General features: G+C 62.2%; 24 protein-coding genes and 1 pseudogene. 10 read left to right on the plus strand and 15 right to left on the minus strand.

The window, feature by feature from the left end; translation table 11 throughout:
* Positions 1 to 11: 11 nt before the first annotated feature.
* The 7 genes from pqqA to pedF form a co-directional block, all read right to left on the minus strand.
* Positions 12 to 83, minus strand: a complete 72-nt coding sequence (gene pqqA / locus AB4N33_RS08565) for a pyrroloquinoline quinone precursor peptide PqqA (protein ID WP_003253598.1) — start codon at positions 81 to 83, stop codon at positions 12 to 14.
* Positions 84 to 337: 254 nt separating this feature from the next.
* A complete protein-coding gene (exaC, locus tag AB4N33_RS08570; protein WP_460125635.1) occupies positions 338 to 1,858 on the minus strand; it encodes an acetaldehyde dehydrogenase ExaC in 1,521 nt (506 codons plus the stop codon).
* Positions 1,859 to 2,107: 249 nt separating this feature from the next.
* Positions 2,108 to 3,883 carry a PQQ-dependent methanol/ethanol family dehydrogenase gene (locus AB4N33_RS08575; protein ID WP_460125637.1) on the minus strand — a complete coding sequence of 592 codons (1,776 nt, stop codon included), beginning with the start codon at positions 3,881 to 3,883 and terminating at the stop codon, positions 2,108 to 2,110.
* 255 nt (positions 3,884 to 4,138) lie between these two features.
* Positions 4,139 to 5,065 (minus strand): quinoprotein relay system zinc metallohydrolase 1, encoded by a 927-nt coding sequence (locus tag AB4N33_RS08580; RefSeq protein ID WP_476456997.1) that lies wholly within the window; start codon positions 5,063 to 5,065, stop codon positions 4,139 to 4,141.
* Between the two features lie 10 nt (positions 5,066 to 5,075).
* Positions 5,076 to 5,834, minus strand: coding sequence for a quinoprotein dehydrogenase-associated SoxYZ-like carrier (locus tag AB4N33_RS08585; protein WP_460125641.1), 759 nt, complete (start codon positions 5,832 to 5,834; stop codon positions 5,076 to 5,078).
* Positions 5,831 to 6,706, minus strand: coding sequence for a substrate-binding periplasmic protein (locus tag AB4N33_RS08590; protein WP_476456998.1), 876 nt, complete (start codon positions 6,704 to 6,706; stop codon positions 5,831 to 5,833). The genes AB4N33_RS08585 and AB4N33_RS08590 overlap by 4 nt, the downstream gene beginning before the upstream one ends.
* A 3-nt stretch (positions 6,707 to 6,709) precedes the next feature.
* Positions 6,710 to 7,171, minus strand: coding sequence for a cytochrome c-550 PedF (gene pedF, locus AB4N33_RS08595; RefSeq protein ID WP_460125645.1), 462 nt, complete (start codon positions 7,169 to 7,171; stop codon positions 6,710 to 6,712).
* A gap of 255 nt (positions 7,172 to 7,426) precedes the next feature.
* Here pedF and exaA point away from each other — a divergent pair.
* Together exaA and AB4N33_RS08605 are read left to right on the plus strand one after the other, a co-directional pair.
* Positions 7,427 to 9,309: pseudogene (gene exaA, locus AB4N33_RS08600) on the plus strand (quinoprotein ethanol dehydrogenase).
* Between the two features lie 148 nt (positions 9,310 to 9,457).
* Entirely contained in the window at positions 9,458 to 10,099 is a 642-nt protein-coding gene (locus AB4N33_RS08605) for a pentapeptide repeat-containing protein (RefSeq protein WP_476456999.1), read from the plus strand.
* A 130-nt stretch (positions 10,100 to 10,229) separates the two neighbouring features.
* On the opposite strand, the gene AB4N33_RS08610 is transcribed toward AB4N33_RS08605, so the two are convergent.
* From AB4N33_RS08610 to AB4N33_RS08620, 3 genes are read right to left on the minus strand one after another with little or no spacing between them, the layout of a single operon-like run.
* Positions 10,230 to 10,862 carry a response regulator gene (locus tag AB4N33_RS08610; protein WP_476457000.1) on the minus strand — a complete coding sequence of 211 codons (633 nt, stop codon included), beginning with the start codon at positions 10,860 to 10,862 and terminating at the stop codon, positions 10,230 to 10,232.
* Positions 10,859 to 12,136, minus strand: a complete 1,278-nt coding sequence (locus tag AB4N33_RS08615) for a sensor histidine kinase (protein ID WP_460125653.1) — start codon at positions 12,134 to 12,136, stop codon at positions 10,859 to 10,861. Before AB4N33_RS08615 ends, AB4N33_RS08610 begins: the two co-directional genes overlap by 4 nt.
* A gap of 2 nt (positions 12,137 to 12,138) precedes the next feature.
* Positions 12,139 to 12,261: a hypothetical protein gene (locus tag AB4N33_RS08620; RefSeq protein ID WP_460125655.1), complete on the minus strand. Its 123-nt coding sequence runs from the start codon at positions 12,259 to 12,261 to the stop codon at positions 12,139 to 12,141.
* Between the two features lie 156 nt (positions 12,262 to 12,417).
* On the opposite strand from AB4N33_RS08620, the gene AB4N33_RS08625 reads away from it, so the two are divergent.
* The 6 genes from AB4N33_RS08625 to AB4N33_RS08650 all read left to right on the plus strand — a co-directional run bounded on the left by AB4N33_RS08625 (position 12,418) and on the right by AB4N33_RS08650 (position 17,616).
* Positions 12,418 to 13,602: an ABC transporter substrate-binding protein gene (locus AB4N33_RS08625; RefSeq protein WP_476457001.1), complete on the plus strand. Its 1,185-nt coding sequence runs from the start codon at positions 12,418 to 12,420 to the stop codon at positions 13,600 to 13,602.
* A gap of 33 nt (positions 13,603 to 13,635) precedes the next feature.
* Positions 13,636 to 14,595: a YVTN family beta-propeller repeat protein gene (locus AB4N33_RS08630; RefSeq protein WP_460125659.1), complete on the plus strand. Its 960-nt coding sequence runs from the start codon at positions 13,636 to 13,638 to the stop codon at positions 14,593 to 14,595.
* The gene (locus AB4N33_RS08635; RefSeq protein WP_476457002.1) at positions 14,592 to 15,323 is read left to right on the plus strand and encodes an ATP-binding cassette domain-containing protein; all 732 of its coding nucleotides are present in this window, start codon (positions 14,592 to 14,594) and stop codon (positions 15,321 to 15,323) included. Before AB4N33_RS08630 ends, AB4N33_RS08635 begins: the two co-directional genes overlap by 4 nt.
* Positions 15,320 to 16,111: an ABC transporter permease gene (locus tag AB4N33_RS08640; protein WP_460125663.1), complete on the plus strand. Its 792-nt coding sequence runs from the start codon at positions 15,320 to 15,322 to the stop codon at positions 16,109 to 16,111. The genes AB4N33_RS08635 and AB4N33_RS08640 overlap by 4 nt, the downstream gene beginning before the upstream one ends.
* Positions 16,112 to 16,336: 225 nt before the next feature.
* Positions 16,337 to 16,894, plus strand: a complete 558-nt coding sequence (locus AB4N33_RS08645) for a PQQ-dependent catabolism-associated CXXCW motif protein (protein ID WP_460125665.1) — start codon at positions 16,337 to 16,339, stop codon at positions 16,892 to 16,894.
* A gap of 56 nt (positions 16,895 to 16,950) precedes the next feature.
* A complete protein-coding gene (locus AB4N33_RS08650) occupies positions 16,951 to 17,616 on the plus strand; it encodes a response regulator (RefSeq protein ID WP_460125667.1) in 666 nt (221 codons plus the stop codon).
* A gap of 110 nt (positions 17,617 to 17,726) precedes the next feature.
* Here the strand turns inward: AB4N33_RS08650 and nahK are convergent, their stop codons facing one another.
* The 4 genes from nahK to AB4N33_RS08670 form a co-directional block, all read right to left on the minus strand.
* Positions 17,727 to 20,381, minus strand: a complete 2,655-nt coding sequence (nahK, locus tag AB4N33_RS08655) for a hybrid sensor histidine kinase/response regulator NahK/ErcS' (RefSeq protein ID WP_476457003.1) — start codon at positions 20,379 to 20,381, stop codon at positions 17,727 to 17,729.
* Positions 20,311 to 21,474: a nitric oxide-sensing protein NosP gene (nosP, locus tag AB4N33_RS08660; protein ID WP_476457004.1), complete on the minus strand. Its 1,164-nt coding sequence runs from the start codon at positions 21,472 to 21,474 to the stop codon at positions 20,311 to 20,313. Before nosP ends, nahK begins: the two co-directional genes overlap by 71 nt.
* A gap of 294 nt (positions 21,475 to 21,768) precedes the next feature.
* A complete protein-coding gene (locus tag AB4N33_RS08665; RefSeq protein ID WP_460125673.1) occupies positions 21,769 to 22,953 on the minus strand; it encodes a porin in 1,185 nt (394 codons plus the stop codon).
* 189 nt (positions 22,954 to 23,142) lie between these two features.
* A complete protein-coding gene (locus tag AB4N33_RS08670; protein WP_476457005.1) occupies positions 23,143 to 23,949 on the minus strand; it encodes a sulfite exporter TauE/SafE family protein in 807 nt (268 codons plus the stop codon).
* A 160-nt stretch (positions 23,950 to 24,109) separates the two neighbouring features.
* On the opposite strand from AB4N33_RS08670, the gene AB4N33_RS08675 reads away from it, so the two are divergent.
* A complete protein-coding gene (locus AB4N33_RS08675; RefSeq protein ID WP_476457006.1) occupies positions 24,110 to 24,973 on the plus strand; it encodes an MBL fold metallo-hydrolase in 864 nt (287 codons plus the stop codon).
* A 1-nt stretch (position 24,974) separates the two neighbouring features.
* Here AB4N33_RS08675 and bkdR read toward each other — a convergent pair whose 3' ends face one another.
* Complete coding sequence (bkdR, locus tag AB4N33_RS08680) at positions 24,975 to 25,463, minus strand: Bkd operon transcriptional regulator BkdR (protein WP_460125679.1); 489 nt, start codon at positions 25,461 to 25,463, stop codon at positions 24,975 to 24,977.
* Between the two features lie 186 nt (positions 25,464 to 25,649).
* Here bkdR and AB4N33_RS08685 point away from each other — a divergent pair, with 186 nt between their 5' ends.
* Entirely contained in the window at positions 25,650 to 26,885 is a 1,236-nt protein-coding gene (locus tag AB4N33_RS08685; protein ID WP_460141923.1) for a 3-methyl-2-oxobutanoate dehydrogenase (2-methylpropanoyl-transferring) subunit alpha, read from the plus strand.
* The last annotated feature ends 1 nt before the right edge of the window (position 26,886 follow it).

A 26,886-nucleotide genomic window follows, 5' to 3' on the forward strand; every position in this document is an offset into this window, starting at 1 on the left:
CGGGTGATCGATCAGCGATTGGCGAAATACATCGTCACTTCGAAGCCAATGCGCAGGTCGGTAAACGCGGGTTTAGTCCACATGGGTCAATCCTCTTCTTATGCCGGGCAATTCCGGTAAGGTCATTAATGCACGGTGCGTGCGGGGGTCGAATGCTACTTTCGAACGAAGGTGTGGGGTGCGTTGGTAGGAGGTGATCAATCTGATAAAAACACAATACCCACTGTAGGAGCGGGCTTGCCCGCGATGGCGGTGTGTCAGCCACATCATCGGCGACTGATACACCCTCATCGCGGGCAAGCCCGCTCCTACAGTGGGTCGTGTTTGCTTCAGAGGGTTAGAAGAACCCCAACGGATTGATGTCGTAGCTCACCAGCAGGTTTTTGGTTTGCTGGTAGTGGTCGAGCATCATCTTGTGGTTTTCACGCCCTACCCCGGACTTCTTGTAGCCACCGAACGCGGCATGGGCCGGGTACAGGTGATAGCAGTTGGTCCACACGCGCCCGGCCTTGATGGCCCGGCCCATGCGGTAGGCGCGGTTGATGTCGCGGGTCCAGAGGCCGGCACCGAGGCCGAACTCGGTGTCGTTGGCGATGGCCAGGGCTTCGGCTTCGTCCTTGAAGGTGGTGACGCCCACCACCGGGCCGAAGATTTCTTCCTGGAATACGCGCATCTTGTTGGTGCCCTTGAGCAGGGTCGGCTGAATGTAATAGCCGCTGGACAGGTCGCCCTCCAGACGCTCGGCCGCACCACCAGTGAGCAGCTCGGCGCCCTCCTCCTGGGCAATGGTCAGGTACGAGAGGATCTTGTCGTATTGCTGCTCGGACGCCTGGGCACCGACCATGGTATCGGTGTCCAACGGGTTGCCGCGCTTGATTTTGACGATCTTCTTCATTACCTCGGCCATGAACGGCTCGTAGATCGACTCCTGCACCAGGGCGCGGGATGGGCAGGTGCAGACTTCGCCCTGGTTGAAGAACGCCAGCACCAGGCCTTCGGCCGCTTTCTCGATGAACGCAGGCTCAGCCTTCATGATGTCTTCGAAGAAGATGTTCGGCGACTTGCCGCCCAGCTCGACAGTGCTCGGGATGATGTTCTCGGCCGCGCAATGCATGATGTGCGCACCAATGGGGGTGGAGCCGGTGAACGCGATCTTGGCAATGCGCTTGCTGGTGGCCAGCGCTTCGCCAGCTTCGCGACCGAACCCCTGGACGATGTTGAGCACGCCGGCCGGCAGCAGGTCGGCTATCAGTTCGGCAAAGACCATGATCGACAGCGGTGTCTGTTCGGCGGGCTTGAGGACGATGCAGTTGCCGGCAGCCAAGGCCGGCGCAAGTTTCCAGGCGGCCATCAGCAGCGGGAAGTTCCACGGAATGATCTGCCCGACCACGCCCAGTGGCTCGTGGAAGTGGTAGGCGGTGGTCAGCTCGTTGATCTCGGCGGCGCCGCCCTCCTGGGCACGGATGCAGCCGGCGAAGTAACGAAAGTGGTCGGCGGCCAGCGGTACGTCGGCGTTGAGGGTTTCACGCACGGCCTTACCGTTGTCCCAGGTTTCGGTAACGGCGAGGATTTCCAGGTTCTGCTCGATGCGATCGGCGATTTTCAGCAACACCAGCGAGCGGTCCTGCGCCGAGGTCTTGCCCCAGGCGTCAGCGGCTGCGTGCGCAGCATCCAGGGCCTTGTCGATATCAGCGGCGCTGGAGCGCGGGAACTCGGCGATCACTTCACCGTTGACCGGCGAGGTGTTGGTGAAGTACTCGCCACCGACCGGCGCCACGAACTCACCGCCGATGAAGTTGCCGTAGCGCGCCTTGAAGGACACGACGGCGCCAGGTGTTCCGGGTTGTGCGTAGATCATGGTGAGCCTCTGTCTGGGTCGCTGCCCGTCGGTTCGACAGGCGATGAACCGATAGTAGAGAGCCCCGCCGGCCAGACGAATGCGCCGTTGGCAGGAGGGGCTCTCGTTATTTGGTAGTAGATTCGCGCTGCTTCGGCCTCTGTAGGAGCGGGCTTGCTCGCGATCTCGGAATGTCAGTCACATCGTTGGCGGCTGACACGCCCTCATCGCGAGCAAGCTCGCTCCTACAGAGGTCCTGTTAGCCCGGGATCAATGCTTGGCCACCAACTCCTTCGGCAACTTGAAGGTCCAGAGCATGCCGCCCTGGTTGAAGTCCTTCACGCGCTTGGCCACTTCGCCGCCCCACAGCGGTACGGCGCCGCCCCAGCCGGAGAGCACGGACACATACTGTTCACCGTCCATTTCCCAGGTGACGGGCGAACCCAGCACGCCGGAGCCGGTCTGGAATTCCCAGACCTTCTCCCCGGTCTTGGCATTGAAGGCCTGAAGGAAACCTTCCGGGGTGCCGGTGAATACCAGATTGCCCTTGGTGGTCAGGACGCCGCCCCACAACGGCGCATAGTTTTTATGCCGCCACACTTCCTTGCCGGTTTTAGGGTCGATGGCGCGCAACACGCCGATGTAATCTTCGTTCAGCGGCTTGATGGTGAAACCGGCACCGAGGAACGCTGCGCCTTTCTTGTAGGCGATGCCTTCGTTCCAGATGTCCATGCCCCACTCGTTGGACGGTACGTAAAACAGCCCGGTGTCCTTGTTGTAGGCCATCGGCATCCAGTTCTTCGCCCCCAGGAACGCCGGTGCCACGAACACCGAGCTGCCCTTGGCCTCGCTGCCAGGCGCACCAGGACGGCTGGCTTCGTTGTAGATCGGCCGACCATTCTTATCCAGGCCGGTGGCCCAGGTGATCTTGTCCACGAACGGGAAGCCGCGAATGAACTTGCCGTTGGTGCGGTCCAGCACGTAGAAGAACCCGTTACGGTCGGCGGTGGCCGCCGCTTTCACTTCCTTGCCACCCTCGGTGTAGTTGAACGACACCAGCTCGTTGACGCCGTCGTAGTCCCAGCCGTCGTGCGGTGTGCTCTGGAAGTGCCACTTGATGGTGCCGTCATCCGGATTCAGCGCCAGGCGCGACGACGAGTAGAGGTTGTCGCCGGGACGCAGGTGCGAGTTCCACGGTGCCGGGTTGCCGGTGCCGAACAGCAGCAGGTTGGTTTCCGGATCGTAGTAGCCGCCCAGCCAGGGGGCCGCGCCGCCGGTCTTCCACAGGTCCCCCGGCCAGGTCTTGCCGGCTTCGCCGCCGGAGATGCCGTTCTCGATGGCCTTGCCGTCCTTGTAGACGTAGCCCATGTGGCCTTCCACGGTCGGACGGCTCCATAACAGGTCACCGTTTTTCGGGTCGTAGGCTTCGATCTTGCCGACCACGCCGAACTCGCCACCGGCCACACCGGTGATCAGCTTGCCGTTGATCACCAGCGGCGCGGCACTGATCGAGTAGCCTTCCTTGTGGTCGGCGACTTTCTTGCTCCACACCACCTTGCCAGTGTCTTTGTTCAGGGCCACGAGCTTGGCGTCCAGGGTGCCAAAGAACACCAGGTCGCCGTACAACGCCACGCCACGGTTGATCACGTCGCAGCACGGACGGATGTCATCGGGCAGGCGCGCGTCGTACTGCCAGAGCTTCTTGCCGGTGCGTGCGTCGACAGCGAACACCCGCGAATAGGAACCGGTCATGTACATCACGCCGTCCTTGATCATCGGCTGTGCTTGCTGACCGCGTTGTTTTTCACCACCAAAGGAGAACGCCCAGGCCGGGCGCAGGTCCTTGACGTTGTCAATGTTGAGGATGTCGAGGGGGCTGTAGCGCTGACCCTGGACGCCCAGACCATTAGTGACGATCTGCTCCGGGTTCTTGGGGTCCTGGAGAATGTCCTGGTCACTGACGGCGGCCAAGGCCGTGCCGGACAGCAGCATGGCACTGAGCAGCACGCTCAGGACGAAGGGTTGGCGACGTACGGGTTGGGTCATGGCGGCTACCTCTGCGGGTTTTTGTTATACCCGGGAAATTTTCCCGGTCTGGTGCAGATTCTTGGTCGCCGGGGGCCCTGCAACAATTGCACGCAGTGTTGAGATTTGTAGTTCCTTGGTAGGGGGTCTTGATCAACACCGCTGCCCTCCTGTAGGAGCGAGCATGCTCGCGATGGTCGTCAACGATAACGCGGGAGGCCTGATCCCCCTCGGCGTTCTTGAATTCATCGCGAGCATGCTCGCTCCTACAGGGGGTTACTGATCCACGCGTTTCATCGCCTCCCGCTCATAACGCGGATACAGATGGCTGACACTGCGGATCAGCTCATAACGACTCAGGCTGATGGCGGCAAAACGTTCGGGGATGGGGCTACGGATCATCTCGGCCATGTCGCTGCCATTGGCGGCGCCGTCGCGCATCAGTTGGTCAAGCCAGCCGAGGTAATCGCGCATCTGCTCGAAGGGTTTGGCGTCGGTGGCCACGGGGCCGTGGCCGGGTACGACCCGGGTCCAGGGCAAGCCTTGCAGGGTGGCCATGTCCGCAAGCCACACCGAAAGCCCCGGACTGTTGGGCGTGGTCAGCGCCCGCTGATAAAACACCAGATCGCCGGCGAACAGCACGCCGGTCTTCTGGTCGAGAATAGCCAGATCCGCGCCCGTATGCCCACCCAGGCTCAGCAGACGCAAATCGTGATTCCCAAAAGTTCGCACGCCCGGCACAAGCGTTTCGGTGGGCAATACCACTTCGGTGCCGCGCATCCAATCGCCCACCAGCCGGTACATGTTCTCGGCCATGGCATCGCCCTGCTGCCGGAGCAGTTCAGTGGTGCCGGTCAATGCGGCGATCGGCACATCCTGGAATGCCTGGTTGCCCAGCACATGGTCCGGGTGATGGTGAGTCAACAGCACTTCGATCACCGGCTTGTCGGTGGTCGCGGCAATGGCCTTGCGCATCGCCTCGCCGTAGCGGCGCGATGGCCCGGTGTCGATGACCACCACACCCCACTCGGTGATGATGAACGCCGTGTTGACGATGTTGCCGCCGTTGCTCTTGGCGAAATTGTCGGTGCTGCCTTCCAGCAGCCAGGTGTCTTCGGCGATCTGCCGGGGTGTCAGGGTGTAGTCGAGATCAGCCAGGGCCGGCAGGCTCAAGCTCGCAAGCAACAGCAGCATCCAACGCATCGCGCGCTCCTCAAGGTATGGCCGCATCGAATTCATTGCCGCTGTTGTCGCGCAGCATCAGGCGCGTCTGCCCTGGGCCTTCGACGTCGAAGGCCAGGTTGGGGTTTTCGCTGACGGCGGGAAACAGTTCCAGATTGGCCAGCAAGCGGCCATCCTCGGCGCGCAGTTCGGCGTGGTTGATGAAAAATTCCGGGATACCGCTGACCAGGCCGTTGTCCATCGGGTGCGAGACCTGCACGCGCAGGCGATTGAAGTCGCCACGCGGGTAACGCCCGCCCAGCACCTGGCCCAGGCGCTCTTCCCAGCCCGGCTCGGTGCGCACCACACTCGGTGCCGTGCAGCCGCCACCGGCCGCATCGATCAGGACCGAGCCCACATGCCACAGGCCATCGCGCGTCTGCACGGCGGCGCGCAACGGTGTGGCCTGTTCGATGCGGATGCGGATCGACAGCCAGGGCAGCACACCGGCCTGGGGTTGGAAGTCGACAATTTTCGGCAGCGGGTTGAGTTCGGCCCAGGCGAGGATTTTCACCACGTCGCCCTTGAACGCCCGCGCATCGATTTCCAGCGGAACTTGCCGCGCATCTTCGGCAAACGGCGGCGCCAGCAGCTTGACTCGATCATCGAACACGAACGGCGCATCGCCGAGTATCTGCTTGTGGTAGAAGGCCCACATCACCGATGGCACCGGGTCCGGCCCTGGATCGATCGCAGCTTGCGCGGCCAGGGGCAACCAGCAGGCCAGGAGCCAACAGGCGCGCCAGCTCATGGCTGGTACATCTCGGGTACGTCGTAACGCAGGCCGTAGCGGGCGTAAATGGCTTTCACCGAACCCTCGAGGATCAGCGCTTCCAGCCCCTCTTCCACGGCATAGGCCAATTGGCGATTGCTTTCATGCACGGCCATGCCGATCTCCCAGCGCTGCTTGCCCATGTTCGGGTAGGCGTTTTCCGCCAGCGCGATTTGCGGGTCAGCCGCTTCGTGTACTTGCCAGTCGATCTCGCCGCGCATGGCCATGACCGCGTCCACCTCGCCGGCCTTCATCGCGGCAAAGGCCTGGGGTACACCGGGATAGTGACGGGTCTTGCCGGCGAGCATGCCGTTGAACACCGAAGTCAGGTAGAACGACGGCACACTGTCGACCTCCACGCCAATGGGGTGCGCCTGGAACACCGCCACGCTCGCCACCGAGTCGAGGCGACGGCGATCATAGGCGACCTGCCATTGCTCGTTCTGGTAGGGGCCGAACATCACCACGTGGCCGTTTTCCAGCTCGCCGACGTCATTGCGCTTGCGCGCGTAATCCTGGTCGTAGGGGACGCGCATCATCAGGTCGGCCAGTTGCTGGTTGTGCAACTGGCTGGCGCGCCAGATGTAGTCGCGCAGGTCATCGTCGAGTTTCTCGCCGGGTGGCGCCCAGATCAGCGTCAGGCGCACGCCGAGCTTTTGTGCCAGGGCGCTGGCCAGCTCGACGTCTACGCCGCGCGCCTTGCCGGCGTCTTCGAAACTGTAGGGAGCGAAGTCCTTGTACACCGCCACTTTCAACTCCCCGGCGGCGATCATTTCGTCATAGGTGCGAACCTGCGCCTGCACCGCCGGGCAGCACAACACAGCGCTGATCAACCACGCGAGCAGGCGCACGGGTCAATTCTCGACGCGAACGCTGTCGAGATAGGTGCGCACCGCCCACAGGGCTTCCTGGCTCAGGTAGTCGGCCATTTTTGGCATGTACACCCGACCATCGCGGACCGCACCGTGGCGCACGCGCTCGACGAACCATTCATCACCGGCGTCGTCGGCGTCGAGCATGCGCAGGTCAGGGGCGATACCGCCGGACTTGGCTTCCAGGCCATGGCACGCCGCGCAGTTCTGGTTGTAGGCCGAAGAGCCGATTTCCACGGCTTTGTCGTGCTCGGGGGATTTGCGGTAAGGATTGACCGTCGCCCAGCCATCGGCATCGACCTGTACGCCGGCATCCTTGATCGGGGTCAGTCCCTTGGTCTCCACGGCCTGCGGTACCACGTTGCCGTGAGCAAAAACCGAACCTGCACTGATAACGCCGGCCAGCAGGCCGGCAACGAGCAAGGCGTTGCGTTTAGTTGTCATTGTTATGCCCTCAGGATTGCACGCAAAACCTCTTCTCAGAGGCTATGGCAGTCATCTTAGAAAGCACCTGCAGCCATCCCCATGCTGCTTTGGTGGTCGGGGCTTAGTACCTTGGTAGTAGGGCTTGTGGTGCACGCCCAAATCAGGTGCCCCATGGGAAATGTTCCCGGCAACGGCGGGACTTTTTCCGTAGTCGCCACCCCACCCCGCAGACCACCCTGTGCAGGCCAAAACCTCCACTGGGAACTGCAAACCATGACAATAAGATCGCTACCCGCCCTTTCCCCCTTGACCCTCGCCTTGGTATTGGCGGGCAGTCTCGCCCTGAGCACCACCAGCCATGGCGCCGACGCCAAGGCGGCCCCGTCCCGAAACGTGACCTGGGAAGACATTGCCAACGATCACCTGACCACCAGGGACGTGCTGCAATACGGCATGGGCACCAACGCCCAACGCTGGAGCCCGTTGGCTCAGGTCAATGACAAGAACGTGTTCAAGCTGACCCCGGCCTGGTCCTATTCTTTCGGTGACGAGAAGCAGCGCGGCCAGGAATCCCAGGCGATCGTGAGCGACGGTGTGGTGTACGTCACCGGCTCCTATTCGCGGGTATTCGCCCTCGACGCCAAGACCGGCAAGCGCCTGTGGACCTACAACCACCGCCTGCCGGACAACATTCGTCCGTGCTGCGATGTGGTCAACCGTGGTGCAGCCATCTACGGTGACAAGATCTACTTCGGCACCCTGGACGCGCGGGTGATCGCGCTGGACAAGAACACCGGCAAAGTGGTGTGGAACAAGAAGTTCGGTGACCACGCCGCCGGTTACACCATGACCGGCGCGCCGGTGCTGATCAAGGACAAGGCCAGCGGCAAGGTGCTGCTCATTCACGGCAGTTCCGGCGATGAGTTCGGCGTGGTCGGCCAGTTGTTCGCCCGCGACCCGGACACCGGCGATGAAGTGTGGATGCGGCCTTCGTCGAGGGCCACATGGGGCGCCTCAACGGTAAGGACAGCACCCCGACCGGCGACGTCAAGGCACCCTCCTGGCCTGATGACCCGACCACCGAAACCGGCAAGGTCGAAGCCTGGAGCCACGGCGGTGGCGCGCCCTGGCAGAGCGCCAGTTTCGACGCCGAGACCAACACTATCATCGTTGGCGCCGGCAACCCCGGCCCATGGAACACCTGGGCACGCACGTCCAAGGACGGCAACCCGCACGACTACGACAGCCTGTACACCTCAGGGCAAGTCGGTGTCGACCCGAGCACTGGCGAGGTGAAATGGTTCTACCAGCACACGCCAAACGATGCCTGGGACTTTTCCGGCAACAACGAGCTGGTGCTGTTCGACTACAAGGACAAGGACGGCAAGACCGTCAAGGCCACCGGTCACGCCGACCGTAACGGCTTCTTCTACGTGGTGGATCGCAACAACGGCAAGCTGCAGAACGCCTTCCCCTTCGTCGATAACATCACCTGGGCCAGCCACATCGATCTCAAGACCGGCCGTCCGGTGGAAAACGAGGGCCAGCGCCCGGCCAAACCGCTGCCCGGCGAAACCAAGGGCAAGCCCGTGGAAGTCTCGCCACCGTTCCTGGGCGGCAAGAACTGGAACCCCATGGCGTACAGCCAGGACACCGGCCTGTTCTACATCCCGGGCAACCAGTGGAAAGAGGAATACTGGACCGAAGAGGTCAACTACAAGAAGGGCTCGGCGTACCTGGGCATGGGTTTTCGCATCAAGCGCATGTACGACGATCACGTAGGCACCCTGCGGGCGATGAACCCGACCACCGGCAAGGTGGTGTGGGAGCACAAGGAGCATTTGCCGTTGTGGGCAGGCGTGTTGGCGACCAAGGGCAACCTGGTGTTCACCGGCACTGGCGACGGGTTCTTCAAGGCTTTCGACGCGAAAACCGGCAAGGAGCTGTGGAAGTTCCAGACCGGCAGCGGCATCGTCTCACCGCCCATCACCTGGGAACAGGACGGCGAGCAGTACATCGGCGTAACCGTCGGCTACGGTGGCGCGGTGCCGTTGTGGGGCGGCGACATGGCCGAGCTGACCAAACCCGTGGCCCAGGGCGGGTCGTTCTGGGTGTTCAAGATTCCGAGTTGGGATAACAAGGTCGCGAAAAAATAACTCACTCACCACCCCTCCCCTGTAGGAGCGAGCTTGCTCGCGATGGTCGTCAACGATGACGCTGGACACCTGACACCCAGCGGCGTTCTGGAGCCCATCGCGAGCAAGCTCGCTCCTACAGAGGACGCGCGCCCCTGGAGAACACCTGATGAACTACCTTCCCCTAATCCTGCTCCTGACCCTATCCGCCGCCCACGCCGACGACGACAGCCCACCCACGATCAACGGATGCACCCTCGCCGAACACAGTCAGTGTCCCGGCGCCAACCTGCGGGGTGCCAATTTGAGTAACCAGGACCTGCGCAGCATGAACCTCAGCGGCGCGGACCTGCGCGATGCCGACCTGCGCCATGCACGCCTGGACCTGGCCAACCTTGAAAAGGCCCAACTGCAAGGTGCCAACCTGTCCCGCGCCAGCCTGCAACAGAGCAATGCGCGGCTGGCGGATTTTACCGGGGCCAACCTGATGGCGATTCAGGGCTGGGGGCTGTTCGCTCAGGGCGCGCAGTTCCAGGACGCCAACCTCAGCGCCGCCTACCTGCAATTCGCCAAGCTTTCGGGCGCCAAACTGCACAACGCCAACCTGCGCGCGGCCGACCTGGAAATGACCTGGCTGAGCAAAGCCGACCTCATGGGCGCCAACCTGGGGGATGCCAATTTGCAGGAAGCCAAGTTGGGGGAGAGCAACCTCGAACAGGCGAACCTCAGTGGCTCGCGCCAGCATTATGCGAATTTTCAGGATGCGAATATGGAGGGGTGCAGTGGGTGCCCGACCACCTGGGACAGATGAACACCAACCTCTGTAGGAGCGAGCATGCTCGCGATGGACGTCAACGATGATGCGGGCTGCCTGCGAGCCAGCGGTGCCTGGTCCACCATCGCGAGCATGCTCGCTCCTACAGGGAGAGCGGAGCAGACCTCTATCCCGCCTTTCTCACCACCCCCAGATCAATCCCCACATGCACCAGTTCGGCGTGGGAGCTGACCTGCAACTTGCTCTTGAGCAGGGTCAGGTGATTGGACACGGTCTTGCTGCTGATGCTCAGTTGCTCGGCGATCTGGCGGGCCGGGGTGCCTTTGGCGAGCATCACAAAGATCTCCAATTCGCGCTGGGTCATGCTTTGCAAGCGCGGGTCTTGCTGTTGTGGGTTGCAGGCCAATTGGGTGGCCAGCGGCTGTTCGATATACACGTGACCGGCGAGGATGCGATGCACCGCCTCGATCAACACCTGCGGTGCGGACGTTTTGGTCAGGTAGCCTGACGCGCCGGCGTCCAGTACCTGGCGTACCAGTGGCAGTTCATCGTGCATGCTGAAAAACAGCACGCGCAGTTGCGGCAGGCGCTGGCGCAGGCGGCGAGTGGTTTCCAGGCCGCTGATACCGGGCAGGCCGAAATCCATGATCACTAGGTTCGGCACGGCTTCCTGCACCCTGGTCAGCGCCTCCTCACCCGTGGCGGCTTCGCGCACCTCCATCGCCGGCAGCAAGGCGCGCAACAGGCTGGCATAGCCCTGTCGGACCACAGCATGGTCATCCACCAGCAGAATATTCATGACACCTCCCCAGGCATGTTCAAGACAGGCACGTTCAAGGCCAGCGCCCAGCCGGCACCGGGACGGCTGATGATGCGCAGCTCGCCGCCCAGGCTGCGGGCACGTTCGTACATGGAATACAGGCCAACACCCGGCCTTTGCGGTTGTTGGGCGCCGCAACCGTTGTCGCGGATCAACAGGCGCCAGTGCTGGCCCCGCTGGTGCAGACGCACACTGACGGCATTGGCGTCGGCATGCCGGGCGATGTTGGTCAGGGCTTCCTGCAACAAGCGATACAGATGCGTCTTGTGGGGCGTCGACAGCACCGGCAACTGCGCGCCGACGCGCAACCGGCAGTCGATGCCCTGCCGCACCTGCCATTGCTCCACCAGCAACCCCAGCGCTTCGGCCAGGGGCAGGTGTTGCAACACCACCGGATACAAATCGCGGACCAGTGCGCGGAAACCCTGCTGCAAATGTTCGCAGTTGTGTTCCAGTTCACGCACCGTTTGCGCTACCACCACAGGTTGATCCGCTACCAGCGGTAACAGGCAGGCCTGGGCGCGGATGCCCGCCAGGTATTGGCCGAGGTCATCGTGCAGAGTCTGCGCCAAATGCGTGCGCTCCTGTTCCTGCAACGCCAACAGGGTCTGGGTCAGTTGCGTGTTGTCGGCCCTTGCCTGCTCCAGGGCCAGGGTCATCTGGTTGAAATGCGTCGCCAGTTGCCGCGCTTCCGGCAGGCCTTGCGCACGCAGGCGCACCGTGAGCTGGCCGCCGGAGACTTGCTGCAAGGCATGCAGCAAATCATCGAGCAGGCCCATGCCACGACGCACGGCCCAACGAATCGTCAGCAAACTGACGAGCAACGCCAGGGTGCACAGGCCCAGCAGTTGTTGCAGGGAATCCCAGACTTCGTCGATCTCGTCCCGTGGGTCGACGGCGATCTGCACGCGTCGGCCATCCTGCAAGTCGAGGACACGCGCGCCATGCTGAGCCTCGTCAAACAACAAGCTGCCAAGCCAGGCGTCGAGTCCCTGCTGCACCGGGAATATCGTGGCTTCGCCCGGTTCCAGCCAGCGCACTCGCACGTGGCGCAGACTTTGGGTCAGGCGTGGTTGCAGGCTGGCAGGGTCGCGCTCAGCGGTTTCGCTCAGGTATTGCACCACCGCCTCCGCCGACTGCAGTTCGCGGTCGACATCCGCCAGCGCCTGATGCATCAGCAGCGACATGCACGCCACCGTCACCAGGCTGAAAAACCCGCAAACCCAGAGGTTGATCCGCCACAGCGCCGACATGCCTAGCGCCCCGGAATCGCCGGCGTGACCTGCAACGGCGCCGGACGCGGGCCATGCAATTTGTCGACGCCGATCAGGCTCAGGATCAACAGCAACGGCAACAATAACGCCTTGAGAATGCGCATGTTCAATCTCCTTGGGGGTGATGGCCGTTAACACCATGCTAAAACCGCGCCGCTCGCGTTGTGTTACTACCTTGGTACTGGCTGCCTGGTACTTTCTGCATATTTCCTCGCCCCGTTGCGCTTCCTATGCTGGCGCTACCTGTAACGGAGTGACTTATGCGCCAGCTTGCCCCTTACGCCCTGATCTACCTGCTGGCGATTGCCTGCGCCGCCGGGCTGGCGACACAGGCCCAGGCCGCCGATGCCCCCCTGCAAGTGCAGATCGGCTACCTGGGCTATCGCCCCGACCCGGGCCCGTTGCTGTCCAACATCATTCCCGAACCGGCGGACGCTGGCCTGCGCGGCGCAGAACTGGCGATCACCGACAGCAATAGCACCGGGCGTTTTCTCAATCACAGCTACAGCCTGGTGGCGACGAGCGTCGACAGCCCCGAAGCCTTGCTCGATGCGGCAAAGGCGCAGCACGACCAGGGCTTGCGCCTGTTTGTGGTCAATGCTCCGGCAGACAGCTTGCGACAGCTCAGCGCTGCGCTGCCCGACAGCTTGTTGTTCAACGCCGGCAGCCCGGACGACGCCCTGCGCACCCGCGAGTGCCTGCCCAACGTGCTGCACACCCTGCCCAGCCGGGCGATGCTCGCCGATGCGCTGGCGCAGTTTCTGGTGGTACGCAAATGGCAGAAGGCGCTGCTGATCGTCGGTCCTACGGTCGACGATCAGGCCTACGCCGCCGCCCTGCGCCGCGCAGCAAAACGTTTCGGTCTGAAACTGGTGGCAGAGAAAGCCTGGAGCTTCGATAACGACCAACGCCGCAGCGCCCAGGCCAACATGCCCTTGTTCACCCAGGCTGCCGAATACGATGTGGTGCTGGTGGCCGATGAACGCGGCGACTTTGGCGAGTACGTGCCCTACCAGACCTGGTACCCACGGCCGGTGGCTGGCACCCAGGGCCTGACCCCGGTGGGCTGGCACAAGACCGTGGAAACCTTCGGCGCCGCGCAATTGCAGAAACGCTTCGAAGCCCTGGCCGGGCGCTGGATGAACGACCGCGACTTCGCCGCATGGATGGCGGTGCGCAGCGTCGCCAGTGCGGTGAGCAAGTTGCGCCAGGCCGATCCGATCGCTATCCGCGACCTGGAAATCAGCGACCAACTGCCCCTCGACGGCTTCAAGGGTCGCAAGCTCAGCTATCGCCCGTGGAACGGCGAACTGCGCCAGCCGATCCCCATCGTGCAGCCGCGTGCACTGGTCAGCACTTCACCTCAAGAGGGCTTCCTGCACCCCTTCAACGAAATGGACAGCCTGGGCTACGACAAACCCGAGGTCAGTTGCCAATTTCCCTGACCGTTCACTCCCCACAACAATAAGGAACACGCCATGCGCCGCACCCTGCTTTCCTGCGCCCTCCTCCTCGCCGCCGGGCACGCCGTGGCCAGCACCGCCTGGGTCTCCAACGAAAAGGACAACAACCTGAGCCTGATCGACATGCAGACCCTGCAAGTCATCGACACCCTGCCCGTCGGTCAGCGCCCGCGTGGCCTGCTGCTCTCCCACGACAACAAGCTGTTGTACATCTGCGCCAGCGACTCGGACCGGGTCCAGGTCATGGACGTGGCCACGCGAAAGATCATCAAGGAGCTGCCTTCCGGCAAGGACCCCGAGCAATTCGCCCTGCACCCCAATAACCGCTGGCTCTACGTGTCCAACGAGGATGATGCGCTGGTGACGGTAATCGACACACAAACCTCCAAAGTCCTCAGCCAGATTACCGTGGGCGTCGAGCCCGAAGGCATGGCGGTCAGCCCCGACGGCAAGTGGGCGGTGAACACCAGTGAAACCACCAACATGCTGCACTGGATCGACACCAGCACCCAGACCCTGGCCGACAGCACCCTGGTGGATCAACGCCCGCGCTTCGTGGAGTTCTCGCCCGACGGCTCCAAACTCTGGGCGTCGGCGGAAATCGGTGGCACGGTGACCATTCTCGATGTCGATAGCCGCAAGGTCCTCAAGACGCTGAATTTCCAGATCAAGGGCGTGCACCCGGACAAGGTGCAGCCCGTGGGTGTCAAGCTCAGCGCCGATGGCAAATACGCGTTCGTCGCGCTGGGACCGGCCAACCACGTCGCGGTGGTCGATGCCAGGACCTATGAAATTCTCGATTACCTGCTGGTGGGCCGGCGTGTATGGCAAATGGCGTTCACCCCGGATCACAAGCAGTTGCTGGCGACCAATGGGGTCAGTGGCGATGTGTCGGTGATCGACGTTGATAGCCTTAAAGTGATCAAGTCGGTGAAGGTCGGGCGCTATCCGTGGGGCGTGGTGGTCACGCCATGAACGCACTTGAGGTCAGTGAGTTGAGCTTTGCCTACGGTGCGCGACAGGCGTTGAACCAGGTGAGTTTCGACTTGGCGCCGGGGCGATTCGCCGCGCTGCTGGGCCCCAACGGCGCGGGCAAGTCGACGCTGATCGCGCTGTTGACCCGGCTGTACGACCTGCAACGCGGCGACATCCGCGTCGGCGGTCATTCATTGCGCGATGCGCCGCGCCCAGCGCTGAGGCAACTGGGCGTGGTGTTCCAGCAGAGCACACTCGACCTGGATTTAAGCGTCGAGCAGAACCTGCGTTATCACGCGGCACTGCACGGACTGTCGAGGCGCCAGGGCGCGATCCGCGTCGATGCCGAACTGGCGCGCCAGGCGCTGACCGAGCGCCGTCGCGAACGGGTGCGCGAACTCAACGGCGGCCATCGCCGTCGGGTGGAAATCGCCCGGGCACTGCTGCACGAGCCGCGCCTGCTGCTGCTCGATGAAGCCAGCGTCGGCCTCGACCCGGCCAGCCGCCTGGCGCTCAACCAACACCTGCGCAGCCTGTGTAACGAGCAACGCATCAGTGTGCTGTGGACCACCCATCTGTTGGATGAAGTGCAGCCCAGCGATGACCTGCTGATCCTGCATCAGGGCCGGTTGGTGGCGAGCGGTCAGGCCGAGGCCCTGAGCCTGGAGCACGGCGGCAGTTTGGGCTCGGTCTTCAACCATTTGACCACTTCCGGAGCCCGCCAATGAACGCTTACTGGCAATGTTTGCGCGGCATCGTACTGCGCGAGTGGCTGCGTTTCGTGTTGCAACGCACGCGCTTCCTCAGTGCCCTGGTACGCCCGCTTTTGTGGCTCCTGGTGTTCGCCGCCGGGTTCCGGGCGGCGCTGGGCATCGCGATCATCGAGCCATACGACACCTACATCCCCTATGAGGTGTACATCATTCCCGGGCTGGCCTGCATGATCCTGCTGTTCAACGGCATGCAAGGTTCGCTGTCGATGGTCTACGACCGGGAAATGGGCAGCATGCGGGTGCTGCTCACCAGCCCCCTGCCCCGCACGTTTCTGCTGTGCAGCAAGCTGTTGGCCACCGCGTTGATTTCATTGCTGCAGGTGTACGCATTCCTGGCGATTGCCTGGGTGTATGGCGTGCAGCCCCCGGCCCTTGGACTGTTGATCGCGCTGCCGGCGCTGCTGCTGGTGGCGTTGATGCTGAGCGCCCTGGGCTTGCTGCTGTCCAACGCGATTCGCCAGCTGGAAAACTTCGCCGGAGTCATGAATTTCGTGATCTTCCCGCTGTTTTTCCTGTCTTCGGCGCTGTACCCACTGTGGAAAATGCGCGAGGCGAGTGAAGGGTTGTACTGGCTGTGTGCGCTGAACCCGTTCAGCCATGCGGTGGAGCTGGTGCGGTTTGCCTTGTATGAGCGGTTCAATCCAGTGGCGCTGGCGGTGTGTGCCGGGCTCACCGTGGTGTTCGCCCTGCTGGCGGTGCTGACGTTCAATCCGCAGCATGCGGCGTTGCGCAAAGCCGGTTAACCACACACTCCTCTCCTGTAGGAGCGAGCTTGCTCGCGATGGCGGTGTATCAGCTTGCACATGTTTCGGCTGACAGTCAGCCATCGCGAGCAAGCTCGCTCCTACAGGGGACGGCGATATCGGCGGGAAACTACGACTTTAGTACTGGTTTGCCCTGTCTATCGTCGCATTCCCAACGCACCGCGACTGGCATGTAATGGGCTCATAACTATAAGGACCCAACCCATGCCGCGTGACCGCCGCTGTCTGCTGCGCCCTTTCCTGGCCGTGTTGTCGCTGAGCCTGATGCTGGGCGTCGCGCAGGCTGAGACTGCGCTGTTTTCCGCTGAGGGCTATCGCATCGCCCTGTACCGCAGCCCGACGCCTGCCCAGGCCGAGGGCGCGACCATCATCGATACCCCGGCCCTGCAAAACCTGCTCCGGCAAAACCCGCGTCCCGTACTGATCGACGTCTACCGTCGGCAATACCTGCAGGGGCGTTTCATCGAAGACCAGCCCCATGAAAACCTGCCCGGCAGTCACTGGCTGGCCAACACCGGTGACGGCGACCTGACGCCCGACTGGCAGGCGTATTTCAGCCGGCACCTGGAACAATTCACCGCCGGCGATGTGCGCCAACCGCTGGTGTTCTACTGCCGCTCCGATTGCTGGTTGAGCTGGAACGCGGTCAAGCGGGCCGCCGCCATGGGCTATAAAACCCTGTATTGGTACCGCGATGGCCTGGACGCGTGGCAAGCGGCGAACCTGCCCGTGTCCCCCGCCCAGCCGGAACCCTTCCCTTGAGCTTTACGCGTGCGTGTTGTTGCCACACCATAACGAAAATAATGAGGTGAAAGGCTATGTACAAAATTTTGATTGCCGATGATCACCCGCTGTTTCGCGAAGCCATTCACAACGTCATCAGCGATGGTTTTCCGGGCAGCGAGGTCATGGAAACCGCCGACCTGGACAGCGCCCTGGCGCTGACCGAGGAACATGACGACCTGGACCTGATCCTACTCGACCTTAACATGCCCGGCATGCACGGCCTCAACGGCCTGATCAACCTGCGCAACGAAGCACCGACCATTCCGGTGGTGATCGTTTCCGCCGAGCAGGACAAGCAGATCGTGCTGCAAGCCATAACCTATGGCGCGGTGGGCTTCATCACCAAATCCTCGCCACGCCTGCAAATGACCGATGCCATCCAGCAGATCCTCAATGGCAACGTGTACCTGCCTCCGGACATCATCCGCACGCAAAAGAACGGCACCAGCCGGCGGATGAACGACACCCCGAGCTTCCCGCCCGAGTTGCTGCAGGCCCTGACACGCAAACAGCTGCTGGTGCTGGAACGCATGACCAAGGGTGAATCCAACAAGCAGATCGCCTACACCCTGGAAATCGCCGAGACCACAGTCAAGGCGCACGTGTCGGCGATCTTGCGCAAGCTCAATGTGCACAATCGGGTGCAGGCGATCTTGAGTGCGGGGGATATTGATTTCGGCTCTTACCTGCGGCGTTGAGACCGCGGCCATCCCTGTAGGAGCGAGCTTGCTCGCGATGGTAGCCCAGACACCGCGGGCAGCCAGGCAGCCAGCGTCATCGTTAACGACCATCGCGAGCATGCTCGCTCCTACAGGGAATCGGCGGTGAGCTTTCTGCAGAGCAAATGACTCATCGCCGTCTTCAACTTCATCGGCCGCACAGGCTTGTGCATCAGGGTATGGCCCAATTCGCGGATCTGCAGTTTCAGTTCATTGCTGTAGTTGGCGGTGATCATCATCGCCGGGATCGCTGAGCCGCGCCGCGCATTGATCCGCGCGACCGCGTCCACGCCATTCTGGTCGTCATCAAGGTGATAGTCGGCAATCAGCAGGTCCGCCTCGGCATGGTAATTATCCACTTGTCGCGCCAGATCCTGTTCCGACAACGCCGTCACCACTTGGCAGCCCCAGCCTTCAAGCAAAGTGCGCATGCCCGCGCAGATGGCGGCGTCGTTATCGAGCACCCAGACCCGCGCACCGCGCAGGCGCTCAAGCATCGGCTCGTTGATCAGCAGCGATGGCATGGCCTTGGGTGCGGTCGCGCTCAGCGGCACCTCGACACTGAACATCGACCCCTTGCCCGGCCACGAGCGCACGTGGATGCGGTGCCCAAGGATCCCGGCGATCTTCTCGACGATGGCCAGCCCCAGCCCCAGGCCACGATCCTGATCGGGCCGCTGCACATCGCCGCGCTTGAACTCCTGGAAAATCTCTTCCAGACGATCTTCGGCAATGCCCATGCCACTGTCCCAGACCTCGATCGACAGTTTCTGCTGATGACGCCGGCAACCGAGCACCACCCGGCCGCTATAGGTGTAGCGGATGGCATTGCTCAGCAAGTTGCGCAGAATCCGCGCCAGCAATTGTATGTCGCTGCGTACCAGCGCCGAACAGGGGATGAAGTGCAGTTGCAACCCCTCGCTGCGCGCCACCTGAGTGTATTCGGCGGCAAGGTTCTCCAGCAGTTCGCTCAAGGCGAACGGCGCAATATCAGCCTTGATCACCCCGGCATCGAGCTTGGAAATATCCACCAGCGTACCCAGCAGGCTTTCCACGTCATCCAGGGAATTGCTGACGTTGCGCACCAGAATTTCGTTGGCCAGGGGCTCGCCGCGCTCGAGCAAGGCACTGGTGAACAGCCGTGCCGCGTTGAGGGGTTGCAACAGGTCATGGCTGACCGCCGCGAGGAATTTTGTTTTCGACAGGTTGGCCTGTTCGGCCTCGAGCTTGGCCTCGCGCAAGCGTGACTCGACGCGGCGGCGCTCGTCGATTTCCCTCAATAGCTGATCATTGAGGGTGGTCAGCTCCGCCGTGCGCTCGCGCACTCGAAGCTCCAGGTTCTGATAAGCCTGGTGCAGCGCTTCAGCGGTGCGCCGGCGCTCGGTGATGTCGCGAATCAGCACGAAAATCCCCACCACTTCACCACTGGCGAGCCGATTGGGCACGTAGGAGCGCAGCATGTAGCGCTCCTGGTTGTTAACGTTGGTTTCGGCAAATTCGAACGTCACGCTTTCACCGGCCAGCGCTCGGTTTACGTAGGCTTCCAGGCGCTGGTAGTGCTGTTCGCTGTGCACTTCGCGCAGGCTCTGCCCAAGCATCACTCCGCGCGGCCAGCAGTACCATTCCTCATAGACCTTGTTGGTGAACTCATAGACCAGATCGGCGTTGAGGTAGGCGATCAGCGCCGGCACGTGGTCGGTGATCAGGCGAATCCAGCGCTCACTTTCGCTGAGGGCCTCGGCGTGCTGGTAGCGTTCGGTGATGTCGGTGAAGGTGTTGACGAAACCGCCCGTAGGGAGTGGATGGGTGCGAATCTCCAGGACCCGGCCATCGTACAGCCGTTGTTCCAGCTCCTGCACCGCACGCCCATTGCGATCGCGGCTGGCTGGGGTCAGCAGGCTCAATTCGCTATCGGCGATCACTTCGGCGAAAGGTCGATGGGCCGCGACCGGGGCCAGGCCGCTGAGTTCCAGAAAGCGCCGGTTCCACAACTCCAGCACGCCCTCGGCATTGACCATGGCCACACCCTGGGAAAGGTTGTCCACGGCGCGCTGCAACAGGTGTGACTTTTGCGCCACGGCCTGTTCGCGGCGCATGGTTTCGCTGTGTTTGACGTCCGTGATGTCGGTGAACAGGATGACTCGTCCACCGTCCTGGGTTGGCCGTTCGCTGACTTGCAACCAGCGGCCATTGTGCAGTCGATACAGCAGGTTTTCGTCAGCCTGCCCGCGTGGCTCTTCGGTGAACAGCCCGGTGGAGAACATCAGGCGTTTCACTTCGCCCAGGCGCATGCCGGCGTTGATCCGCACCCGGCTGTTGCTCCAGAAGGCCTTGAAGCGGCTGTTGAACAGGACGATGCGTTGCTCGGCATCGAAGAGCACGAAAGCATCTGAAATGCTCTCGATGGCATCGATCAGGTGCTGGTGCGCGGTTTCAGCCCGCAGGCGCGCCTCGCTAAGCAGCCGATTACCCGACTTGAGCTCGGCCATGGCCTGGTTCAGGGCGTCGGTGCGTTCGCGCACCTGTTCGGCCAGCACCACCGAATGCTGAAATGCCCGGTATGGGTCGTTGCCACGGGTGACGCCGGATTCGATGCGTTCGATCAGCGCCGAGTTGATACGCCGCAGTTTCTGGTTTTCGTGCTCAAGACTGGCAATCCGGGCTTGCTGCGCCTCAACTGCGTCCGGGGGACCGGCTTTTGCCAATGGCAACCCCGGTGAAGGTCTGGTTGATGTGCATGCCATTGAACTGTTCTCCGTAGGTGTTGAAACCCAGCACCCTGTGATCGCGCAGAAAGCCGCCGATCTGTTCCAGGCTGCCGTCGGCCTCCAGCTCCATGCGCCGCAGAAAGCAGTCGCAGCCGATGGTGAGCAACGGATCGCCGAGACGGGCCTGCAACCCGTCGAACAGGTTTTGCAGGTTCGGCAACATCGGGCCTGGGGTCATGACGGTAAGGACGATGCCGTTTTCCACGGCGCAGTAGAAACTCAGGCTCAGGTCCGCATGGACCTGCTGGATCGCCCGCACGTAGTACTGGTCGTTGATGCGCACCGCCAACGGGTGGGCCGCGAACACCCGGTGATCGAGTTTAGCCACCGGCACACCGATATGGCGGGCGTATTCCTCGGCGGCCGGCTCGGCATTCAGCTCATACACCCGGCGCGAGGTGCTGTCGGCGCCGGTGACCACCAGTTTTTCCGCACGCGGCAGGATGTGGTGGGTGGTGAACACTTCGAAGTCCAGCCAGGTGTTGACCAGCATCACCACCGCCGCGCCGCTGTGAAATTCGCCACCGAAGTAGACGTGGGTGTGGGTCAGGTAGTTGTCATCCCCGGCCGAGCCACCGAAATGCGGGATATCACCCAGGGCCGCGCTGAGCGCGGCGAGGACCATTTCCTCCCGACTCGACAGGCCATCAAGCAACGTCAGCGCGAAGCTGTTGCCCTTGATCGGTGCCAGGGTATTGCTGCGACAGCCCGTGACCAGGCGCTCGACCATCTGTTGTGCGTCGATCAGGCTGAAGCGTTCCATTTCGTCGATCAGCTCGGCATCGATGGAAAAGTGCCGATGGTCGAAACCCACCGCCGTTACGCAGTTGCGGCCGTACCCCGTCGGCGTGATTTCCCCGGCGCTGGTGCAGCCGACCAGGCGGATACCACCGAAAGTCTCCTGCAAGGCCCGGCCCAGCGCCTGCAAGTCGTACTCGGCGGAACAGAAGAACAGCACGAACCCCAGGTGCGGGTGCAACAACAGCCGCGCCAGCTCCTGGGCCGCCTGCTGGGCATCGGTCGCCTGGGACATGGCACTGACAATGCCGTCGTTGTTGAGCCCTTGCATCGTCGCCTCCCGCGGGCGCCTGTCTGTGGGACGAGTGTACGAAGGCAGGTGGTTGCGCCGTATGCTACTTGGGTAGCGGTCTGGCGGTTCGATGGGATGAGGTGACCAGGATCTGATAGCCACTGCAACTTTCCCCCTGTAGGAGCGGGCTTGCCCGCGATAGCGTCAGGTCAGTCACCCTTTCCATCGACTGATCCACCGCCATCGCGGGCAAGCCCGCTCCTACAGGGAGTAATGGCAGACTTTTTATTCACCACAGAACATATGTGGGAGTGGTGTGAGTGCTGGACAGAATTACCAGTTCAAGACTGCACCCACCGCAAAAGTATCGGTGTCTTCATTCTGCGCATTGGTCTGATGGCCGTTGATTTCGAACTGGTTGTACTCGGCCACCAGCTTGAGGTTGTCGTTGACGTCATGGAACAGCGCAATGCCGCGGGTCTCGTAGTCGGCACCGGTACCCACCGCGCCGTTGCCGTCATCCTTGGTCTTGCCATAGGACAAGGCCAAACGGTTCTTGCCCAGTTTGTACGAGCCTTGCAAGAGGTAACCGTCGCTGTCGACATTACGCAAGGTCGGCTCTCCGGCGTTGTTGGTGAAGAACGGGTTGATGCCCTTGGCCTGGAAGCCCGAGCCGGTCAGGGACAGGCCGCCCATTTTCGCCTGCACGCCGTAACCCACGCCCTTGGAGGTGACCGACTGCACGGTGGAATCGGTGTTGTCGGAGGTCTGGTAGCTGCCGTTGATCCAGCTGTAAATCTTCGCCCCGCCGACGTCGAACTGGTAGGTGATCTCGCTCTCGGTACGCGGATTTTCCTGGTAGGCCTTGCCGGTCGGGCTGCTGTCATTGGTGTCCACCGGGTCCATGATGCCCACCGCCACGCGCAAACCGTCCATCACGGGTGTGCGATAGGTGATCTGCGAAGTCGGGAACGGGTACGGGTAACCGCTGCCGATGTTGCCGAACGACACGCCGCCGCCATCGACAAGGCCCAGGGTATCGCTCACCTGGCCATAACCTGCCAGCAGCTCATCGAGCAGGATGTTCGAGCGGGCGAACAGGCCGAAGTCCTTGCCGATCAGCACTTCGCCCCACTCCGGGTTGGCCACCGTGCCGTAGAACTGGCGCACATCGATGGCGGTGTCGGTGCCGTTGGTTTCGCTGTCGTTGATGGTCACCCAGAAGGACGCCCGGGCACCGAGCTTGAGGTCGTCGACCTGCTTGCCCATGTTGAAACCAATGTAGTTGGGCAGGAAACCCATCTTGACCCGCGCCTGCCGCCGGTCGTACTGGTCGCCCGCGCGATCGACGTCGCTGTTCACGTAGAAGGCGTTGATGTAGCCATCGGTGGAAAAGGTGGTCTGGTCCTTGTCGTACAGCATGATTTCGGCTTCGACCAGGGTGCTCACGCCGAGGCCCGAAAGGCTGGCGATAAGGGCTGGCAAATAACGACGCTTGAATTTCTTATTGTTATGCATGACGCGCTCCGCAGCTGGGGGACTGGATGTCGGAGGCGATTATCGAAAGCCGACCGGCGGCGTCATACGCTGCCTTCGGTGCGGTTTTGCGCGGCTTTGGATGGGTGGTTGGCGCTCGTCAATCGAGCCCGGCCACTTCGGTGTAGGACCGGGCCGCGACAGGGCCCGCCACTTAGGGTGTAAGACCGTCTATCCCTGCGAACGGAGCAACATATAGGTCGCGACCACCACGCACACGGTAGCGAAACCGACTTGCAGGGTTCGCGCTGGCACCCGGGCGCAGAGCTTGCGGCCGATGATCATGCCCACCACGCTGGCGGCGATGAAGGCGAAGCCCAGGCCGTCGATGCGCACGCCAGCATGCAATGCGCCGATCACGCCGATGGCGGAGATCAAACTGATGACCATCAGCGAGGTCGCGACGATGCCACGCATCTGCACATCCGTCAGTTGCTTGAATGCCGGGACGATCAGGAACCCGCCCCCGACACCCAGCAACCCAGACACAACACCGGTGACCGCGCCCAGTGCCGCCAGGGTTGCCGTGCATTTGGCGGTCCAGGAAAAGCGTCCGGTGTGCTGGTCGAGCATGCAGTTCTTCTGGCCCCAATTGGCATGGCCATGATCGCTGGGGCCATCATCGTGGCGCTCGCGACGCAGCATGCGCCAGGCCACCATGACCATCAGACCGCTGAACAGGACCATCAGCACCCTTTCCGGCAACTGGTGGGCAAAGAAGATGCCGACAGGGGAAAACACCGCACCGAGCAACGCGATCAACAGCGCCGCGCGGTAGCGCACCAGGCCATGGCGCAAACCATCGATGGCGCCGACCGCCGCCGCGCTGCCCACCGCGAGCAGGGCCACCGGCGCGGCCTGGGTCATGCTCAGGCCCAACCCCAGCACCAGAGCCGGCACCGCCAGGATGCCGCCGCCAGCACCGGTCAATCCGAGAACCAGGCCCATCAACACGCCAAACACACTTGCCAGCAGCATAAAACACTCGAAATCAGCGAAAAGAGCCGGGAACGCCCGGTATCGATGAGGACAGGATAGAGCTCGCGCAGTTTTTTTCATCCATTGAATGAACGGGGGGCTGGTCAGCGCATGGAAAATGAAACTACCCTCTGGACCTGTCCCAGAAGAAATGGCCGCCATGCCTGCCTTGATCGAAGCCTTCCTCGACCCCGCCTCATCGACCTACAGTTACGTGGTGTACGAAGCTGATGGCAGTCAATGCGCCATCGTCGACCCGGTGCTCGACTACGACCCCGCCGCCGGACGCACCGGGACTACCCAGGCGGACAAGATCGTGGCGTTCGTGAAGGAGCACCGTTTACAGGTGCAATGGTTGCTGGAAACCCATGCCCATGCTGATCACCTGTCCGCCGCGCCTCACCTGCGCAAATTGCTGGGTGGGCGCATCGCGATTGGTCAGTCGATCAGCGCTGTTCAGGGGGTGTTCAAGGGCTTGTTCAACCTGGAAGCGGAATTTGCCGTGGACGGTTCGCAATTCGATCATCTGTTTGCGCCGAACGAATCATTCGCGATCGGCAACCTCCACGCCATGGCATTGCATGTACCGGGCCATACCCCGGCAGACATGGCCTACCTGATCGGCAACGACATGATTCTGGTGGGCGACACATTGTTCATGCCGGATGTCGGAACGGCCCGTTGCGACTTTCCCGGTGGCGATGCCAGGCATCTGTACGCCTCGATCCGCAAATTGCTGGCCTTCCCCGCCGGCGTGCGGCTTTATGTATGCCATGACTACCCGCCCGAGGGGCGCGAGCACCAATGCCAGACCACGGTGGGTGAGCAACGCAAGCGCAACATCCACGTGCGCGACGGCATCGATGAAGCAGCCTTTGTCGCCATGCGCACGCAACGAGACGCAGGCCTTGGCATGCCAACCCTGCTGCTGCCTGCCATCCAGGTCAATGTGCGCGCCGGGCATCTGCCGCCCGCCGAGGACAACGGCGTCACCTACCTGAAAATCCCCCTGAACAAGCTCTGAGCTAAAGCCCCAAGGTCAAGCCATTGGCCGGCAACGGCAGCGCGGTTTTGTAGCGCACCTGTTTGAGGGCGAAGCTGGAGCGGATGTTCGCCACGCCAGGCACCTTGGTGAGGAAGTCCATCATGAAGCGCTCCAGCGACTGAATGCTCGGCACCAGCACCCGAATCAAATAGTCCGGGTCACCCGCCATCAGGTAGCACTCCATCACTTCCGGACGATCGGAAATCGCTTCCTCGAAATGCTGCAAGGCCCTCTCCACCTGCTTTTCCAGGCTGACGTGGATGAATACGTTCACGTGCAGCCCCAAGAGGTCGGCGTCAAGCAGGGTCACCTGCTCACGAATCACACCCAGTTCTTCCATGGCCTTGACCCGGTTGAAGCACGGCGTTGGCGAAAGGTTCACCGAGCGGGCCAGGTCTGCGTTGGTGATGCGCGCATTCTCCTGAAGGCTGTTGAGAATGCCGATGTCGGTACGGTCCAGTTTGCGCATGAGATAAAAACACCTGATTTTTATGTTTGTGCAGATTATTTATCCCCAAATGACCGCCAACGCAACGAAACAGAGATAAATATTCTCCTGCGCCGGGCCTATGATGTTTGTAGGACAAGATTTCCATCACCCATGGAATGACCGTCAGCTCACTACAAGAAATTCACAAGATCGAGCGTAGAAGCCATGACCCAAGCGTATGAACCGCTGCGTCTGCACGTCCCTGAACCTTCGGGCCGTCCAGGCTGCAAAACCGACTTCTCCTACCTGCGCCTGACCGACGCCGGTACGGTTCGCAAACCCGCCATTGACGTTGAACCCGCCGACACGGCCGACCTGGCCCGTGGCCTGATTCGCGTGCTCGACGATCAAGGCAATGCCCTGGGCCCGTGGGCCGAGGACGTTCCCGTGGAGATTCTGCGTAAAGGCATGCGCGCCATGCTCAAGACGCGCATCTACGACAACCGCATGGTGGTCGCCCAGCGCCAGAAGAAAATGTCGTTCTATATGCAGAGCCTTGGCGAAGAAGCCATCGGCAGCGCCCAGGCCCTGGCGTTGAACATCGACGACATGTGCTTCCCCACCTACCGCCAGCAAAGCATCCTGATGGCCCGTGACGTGCCTCTGGAAGGTTTGATCTGCCAGTTGCTGTCCAACGAGAAGGACCCGCTCAAGGGTCGCCAGCTACCGATCATGTATTCGGTGAAAGAGGCCGGCTTCTTCACCATTTCCGGTAACCTCGCCACTCAGTTCGTGCAGGCCGTCGGCTGGGGCATGGCCTCGGCGATCAAAGGCGACACGAAAATCGCCTCGGCCTGGATCGGCGACGGCGCCACCGCCGAGTCCGACTTCCACACCGCCCTGACCTTTGCCCACGTGTACCGCGCGCCAGTGATCCTTAACGTGGTCAACAACCAGTGGGCGATCTCCACCTTCCAGGCGATTGCCGGTGGCGAAGCGACCACATTCGCCGGCCGTGGCGTAGGCTGCGGCATCGCCTCCCTGCGGGTCGATGGCAATGACTTCGTCGCGGTGTACGCCGCCTCGCGCTGGGCCGCCGAACGGGCGCGCCGCAACCTCGGCCCGACCATGATCGAATGGGTTACCTACCGCGCCGGCCCTCACTCCACCTCCGATGACCCGTCCAAGTACCGCCCTGCCGATGACTGGAGCTGCTTCCCGCTGGGCGACCCGATTGCCCGCCTCAAGCAACACCTGATCAAGACCGGCAACTGGTCCGAAGAGGAGCACGCCTCTGTCAGCGCCGAACTGGAAGCCGAGGTCATCGCCGCACAGAAAGCTGCCGAGCAGTTCGGCACCCTGGCCGGCGGGCAGATTCCAAGCGCCGCGAGCATGTTCGAAGACGTTTACAAAGAGATGCCGGAGCACTTGAAGCGCCAGCGTCAGCAGCTGGGGATCTGAC

The sequence above is a fragment of the Pseudomonas sp. S1_E05 genome (assembly GCF_056337105.1).

What these genes read in the sequence shown, in the direction of transcription:
- exaC (WP_460125635.1), bottom strand. Translation starts at nt 1,858, where the DNA reads ATGATCTACGCACAACCCGGAACACCTGGCGCCGTCGTGTCCTTCAAG.
- AB4N33_RS08575 (WP_460125637.1), bottom strand. Translation starts at nt 3,883, where the DNA reads ATGACCCAACCCGTACGTCGCCAACCCTTCGTCCTGAGCGTGCTGCTC.
- AB4N33_RS08580 (WP_476456997.1), bottom strand. Translation starts at nt 5,065, where the DNA reads ATGCGTTGGATGCTGCTGTTGCTTGCGAGCTTGAGCCTGCCGGCCCTG.
- AB4N33_RS08585 (WP_460125641.1), bottom strand. Translation starts at nt 5,834, where the DNA reads ATGAGCTGGCGCGCCTGTTGGCTCCTGGCCTGCTGGTTGCCCCTGGCC.
- pedF (WP_460125645.1), bottom strand. Translation starts at nt 7,171, where the DNA reads ATGACAACTAAACGCAACGCCTTGCTCGTTGCCGGCCTGCTGGCCGGC.
- AB4N33_RS08605 (WP_476456999.1), top strand. Translation starts at nt 9,458, where the DNA reads ATGAACTACCTTCCCCTAATCCTGCTCCTGACCCTATCCGCCGCCCAC.
- AB4N33_RS08610 (WP_476457000.1), bottom strand. Translation starts at nt 10,862, where the DNA reads ATGAATATTCTGCTGGTGGATGACCATGCTGTGGTCCGACAGGGCTAT.
- AB4N33_RS08615 (WP_460125653.1), bottom strand. Translation starts at nt 12,136, where the DNA reads ATGTCGGCGCTGTGGCGGATCAACCTCTGGGTTTGCGGGTTTTTCAGC.
- AB4N33_RS08620 (WP_460125655.1), bottom strand. Translation starts at nt 12,261, where the DNA reads ATGCGCATTCTCAAGGCGTTATTGTTGCCGTTGCTGTTGATCCTGAGC.
- AB4N33_RS08625 (WP_476457001.1), top strand. Translation starts at nt 12,418, where the DNA reads ATGCGCCAGCTTGCCCCTTACGCCCTGATCTACCTGCTGGCGATTGCC.
- AB4N33_RS08630 (WP_460125659.1), top strand. Translation starts at nt 13,636, where the DNA reads ATGCGCCGCACCCTGCTTTCCTGCGCCCTCCTCCTCGCCGCCGGGCAC.
- AB4N33_RS08635 (WP_476457002.1), top strand. Translation starts at nt 14,592, where the DNA reads ATGAACGCACTTGAGGTCAGTGAGTTGAGCTTTGCCTACGGTGCGCGA.
- AB4N33_RS08640 (WP_460125663.1), top strand. Translation starts at nt 15,320, where the DNA reads ATGAACGCTTACTGGCAATGTTTGCGCGGCATCGTACTGCGCGAGTGG.
- AB4N33_RS08645 (WP_460125665.1), top strand. Translation starts at nt 16,337, where the DNA reads ATGCCGCGTGACCGCCGCTGTCTGCTGCGCCCTTTCCTGGCCGTGTTG.
- AB4N33_RS08650 (WP_460125667.1), top strand. Translation starts at nt 16,951, where the DNA reads ATGTACAAAATTTTGATTGCCGATGATCACCCGCTGTTTCGCGAAGCC.
- nahK (WP_476457003.1), bottom strand. Translation starts at nt 20,381, where the DNA reads ATGGCATGCACATCAACCAGACCTTCACCGGGGTTGCCATTGGCAAAA.
- nosP (WP_476457004.1), bottom strand. Translation starts at nt 21,474, where the DNA reads ATGCAAGGGCTCAACAACGACGGCATTGTCAGTGCCATGTCCCAGGCG.
- AB4N33_RS08665 (WP_460125673.1), bottom strand. Translation starts at nt 22,953, where the DNA reads ATGCATAACAATAAGAAATTCAAGCGTCGTTATTTGCCAGCCCTTATC.
- AB4N33_RS08670 (WP_476457005.1), bottom strand. Translation starts at nt 23,949, where the DNA reads ATGCTGCTGGCAAGTGTGTTTGGCGTGTTGATGGGCCTGGTTCTCGGA.
- AB4N33_RS08675 (WP_476457006.1), top strand. Translation starts at nt 24,110, where the DNA reads ATGCCTGCCTTGATCGAAGCCTTCCTCGACCCCGCCTCATCGACCTAC.
- bkdR (WP_460125679.1), bottom strand. Translation starts at nt 25,463, where the DNA reads ATGCGCAAACTGGACCGTACCGACATCGGCATTCTCAACAGCCTTCAG.
- AB4N33_RS08685 (WP_460141923.1), top strand. Translation starts at nt 25,650, where the DNA reads ATGACCCAAGCGTATGAACCGCTGCGTCTGCACGTCCCTGAACCTTCG.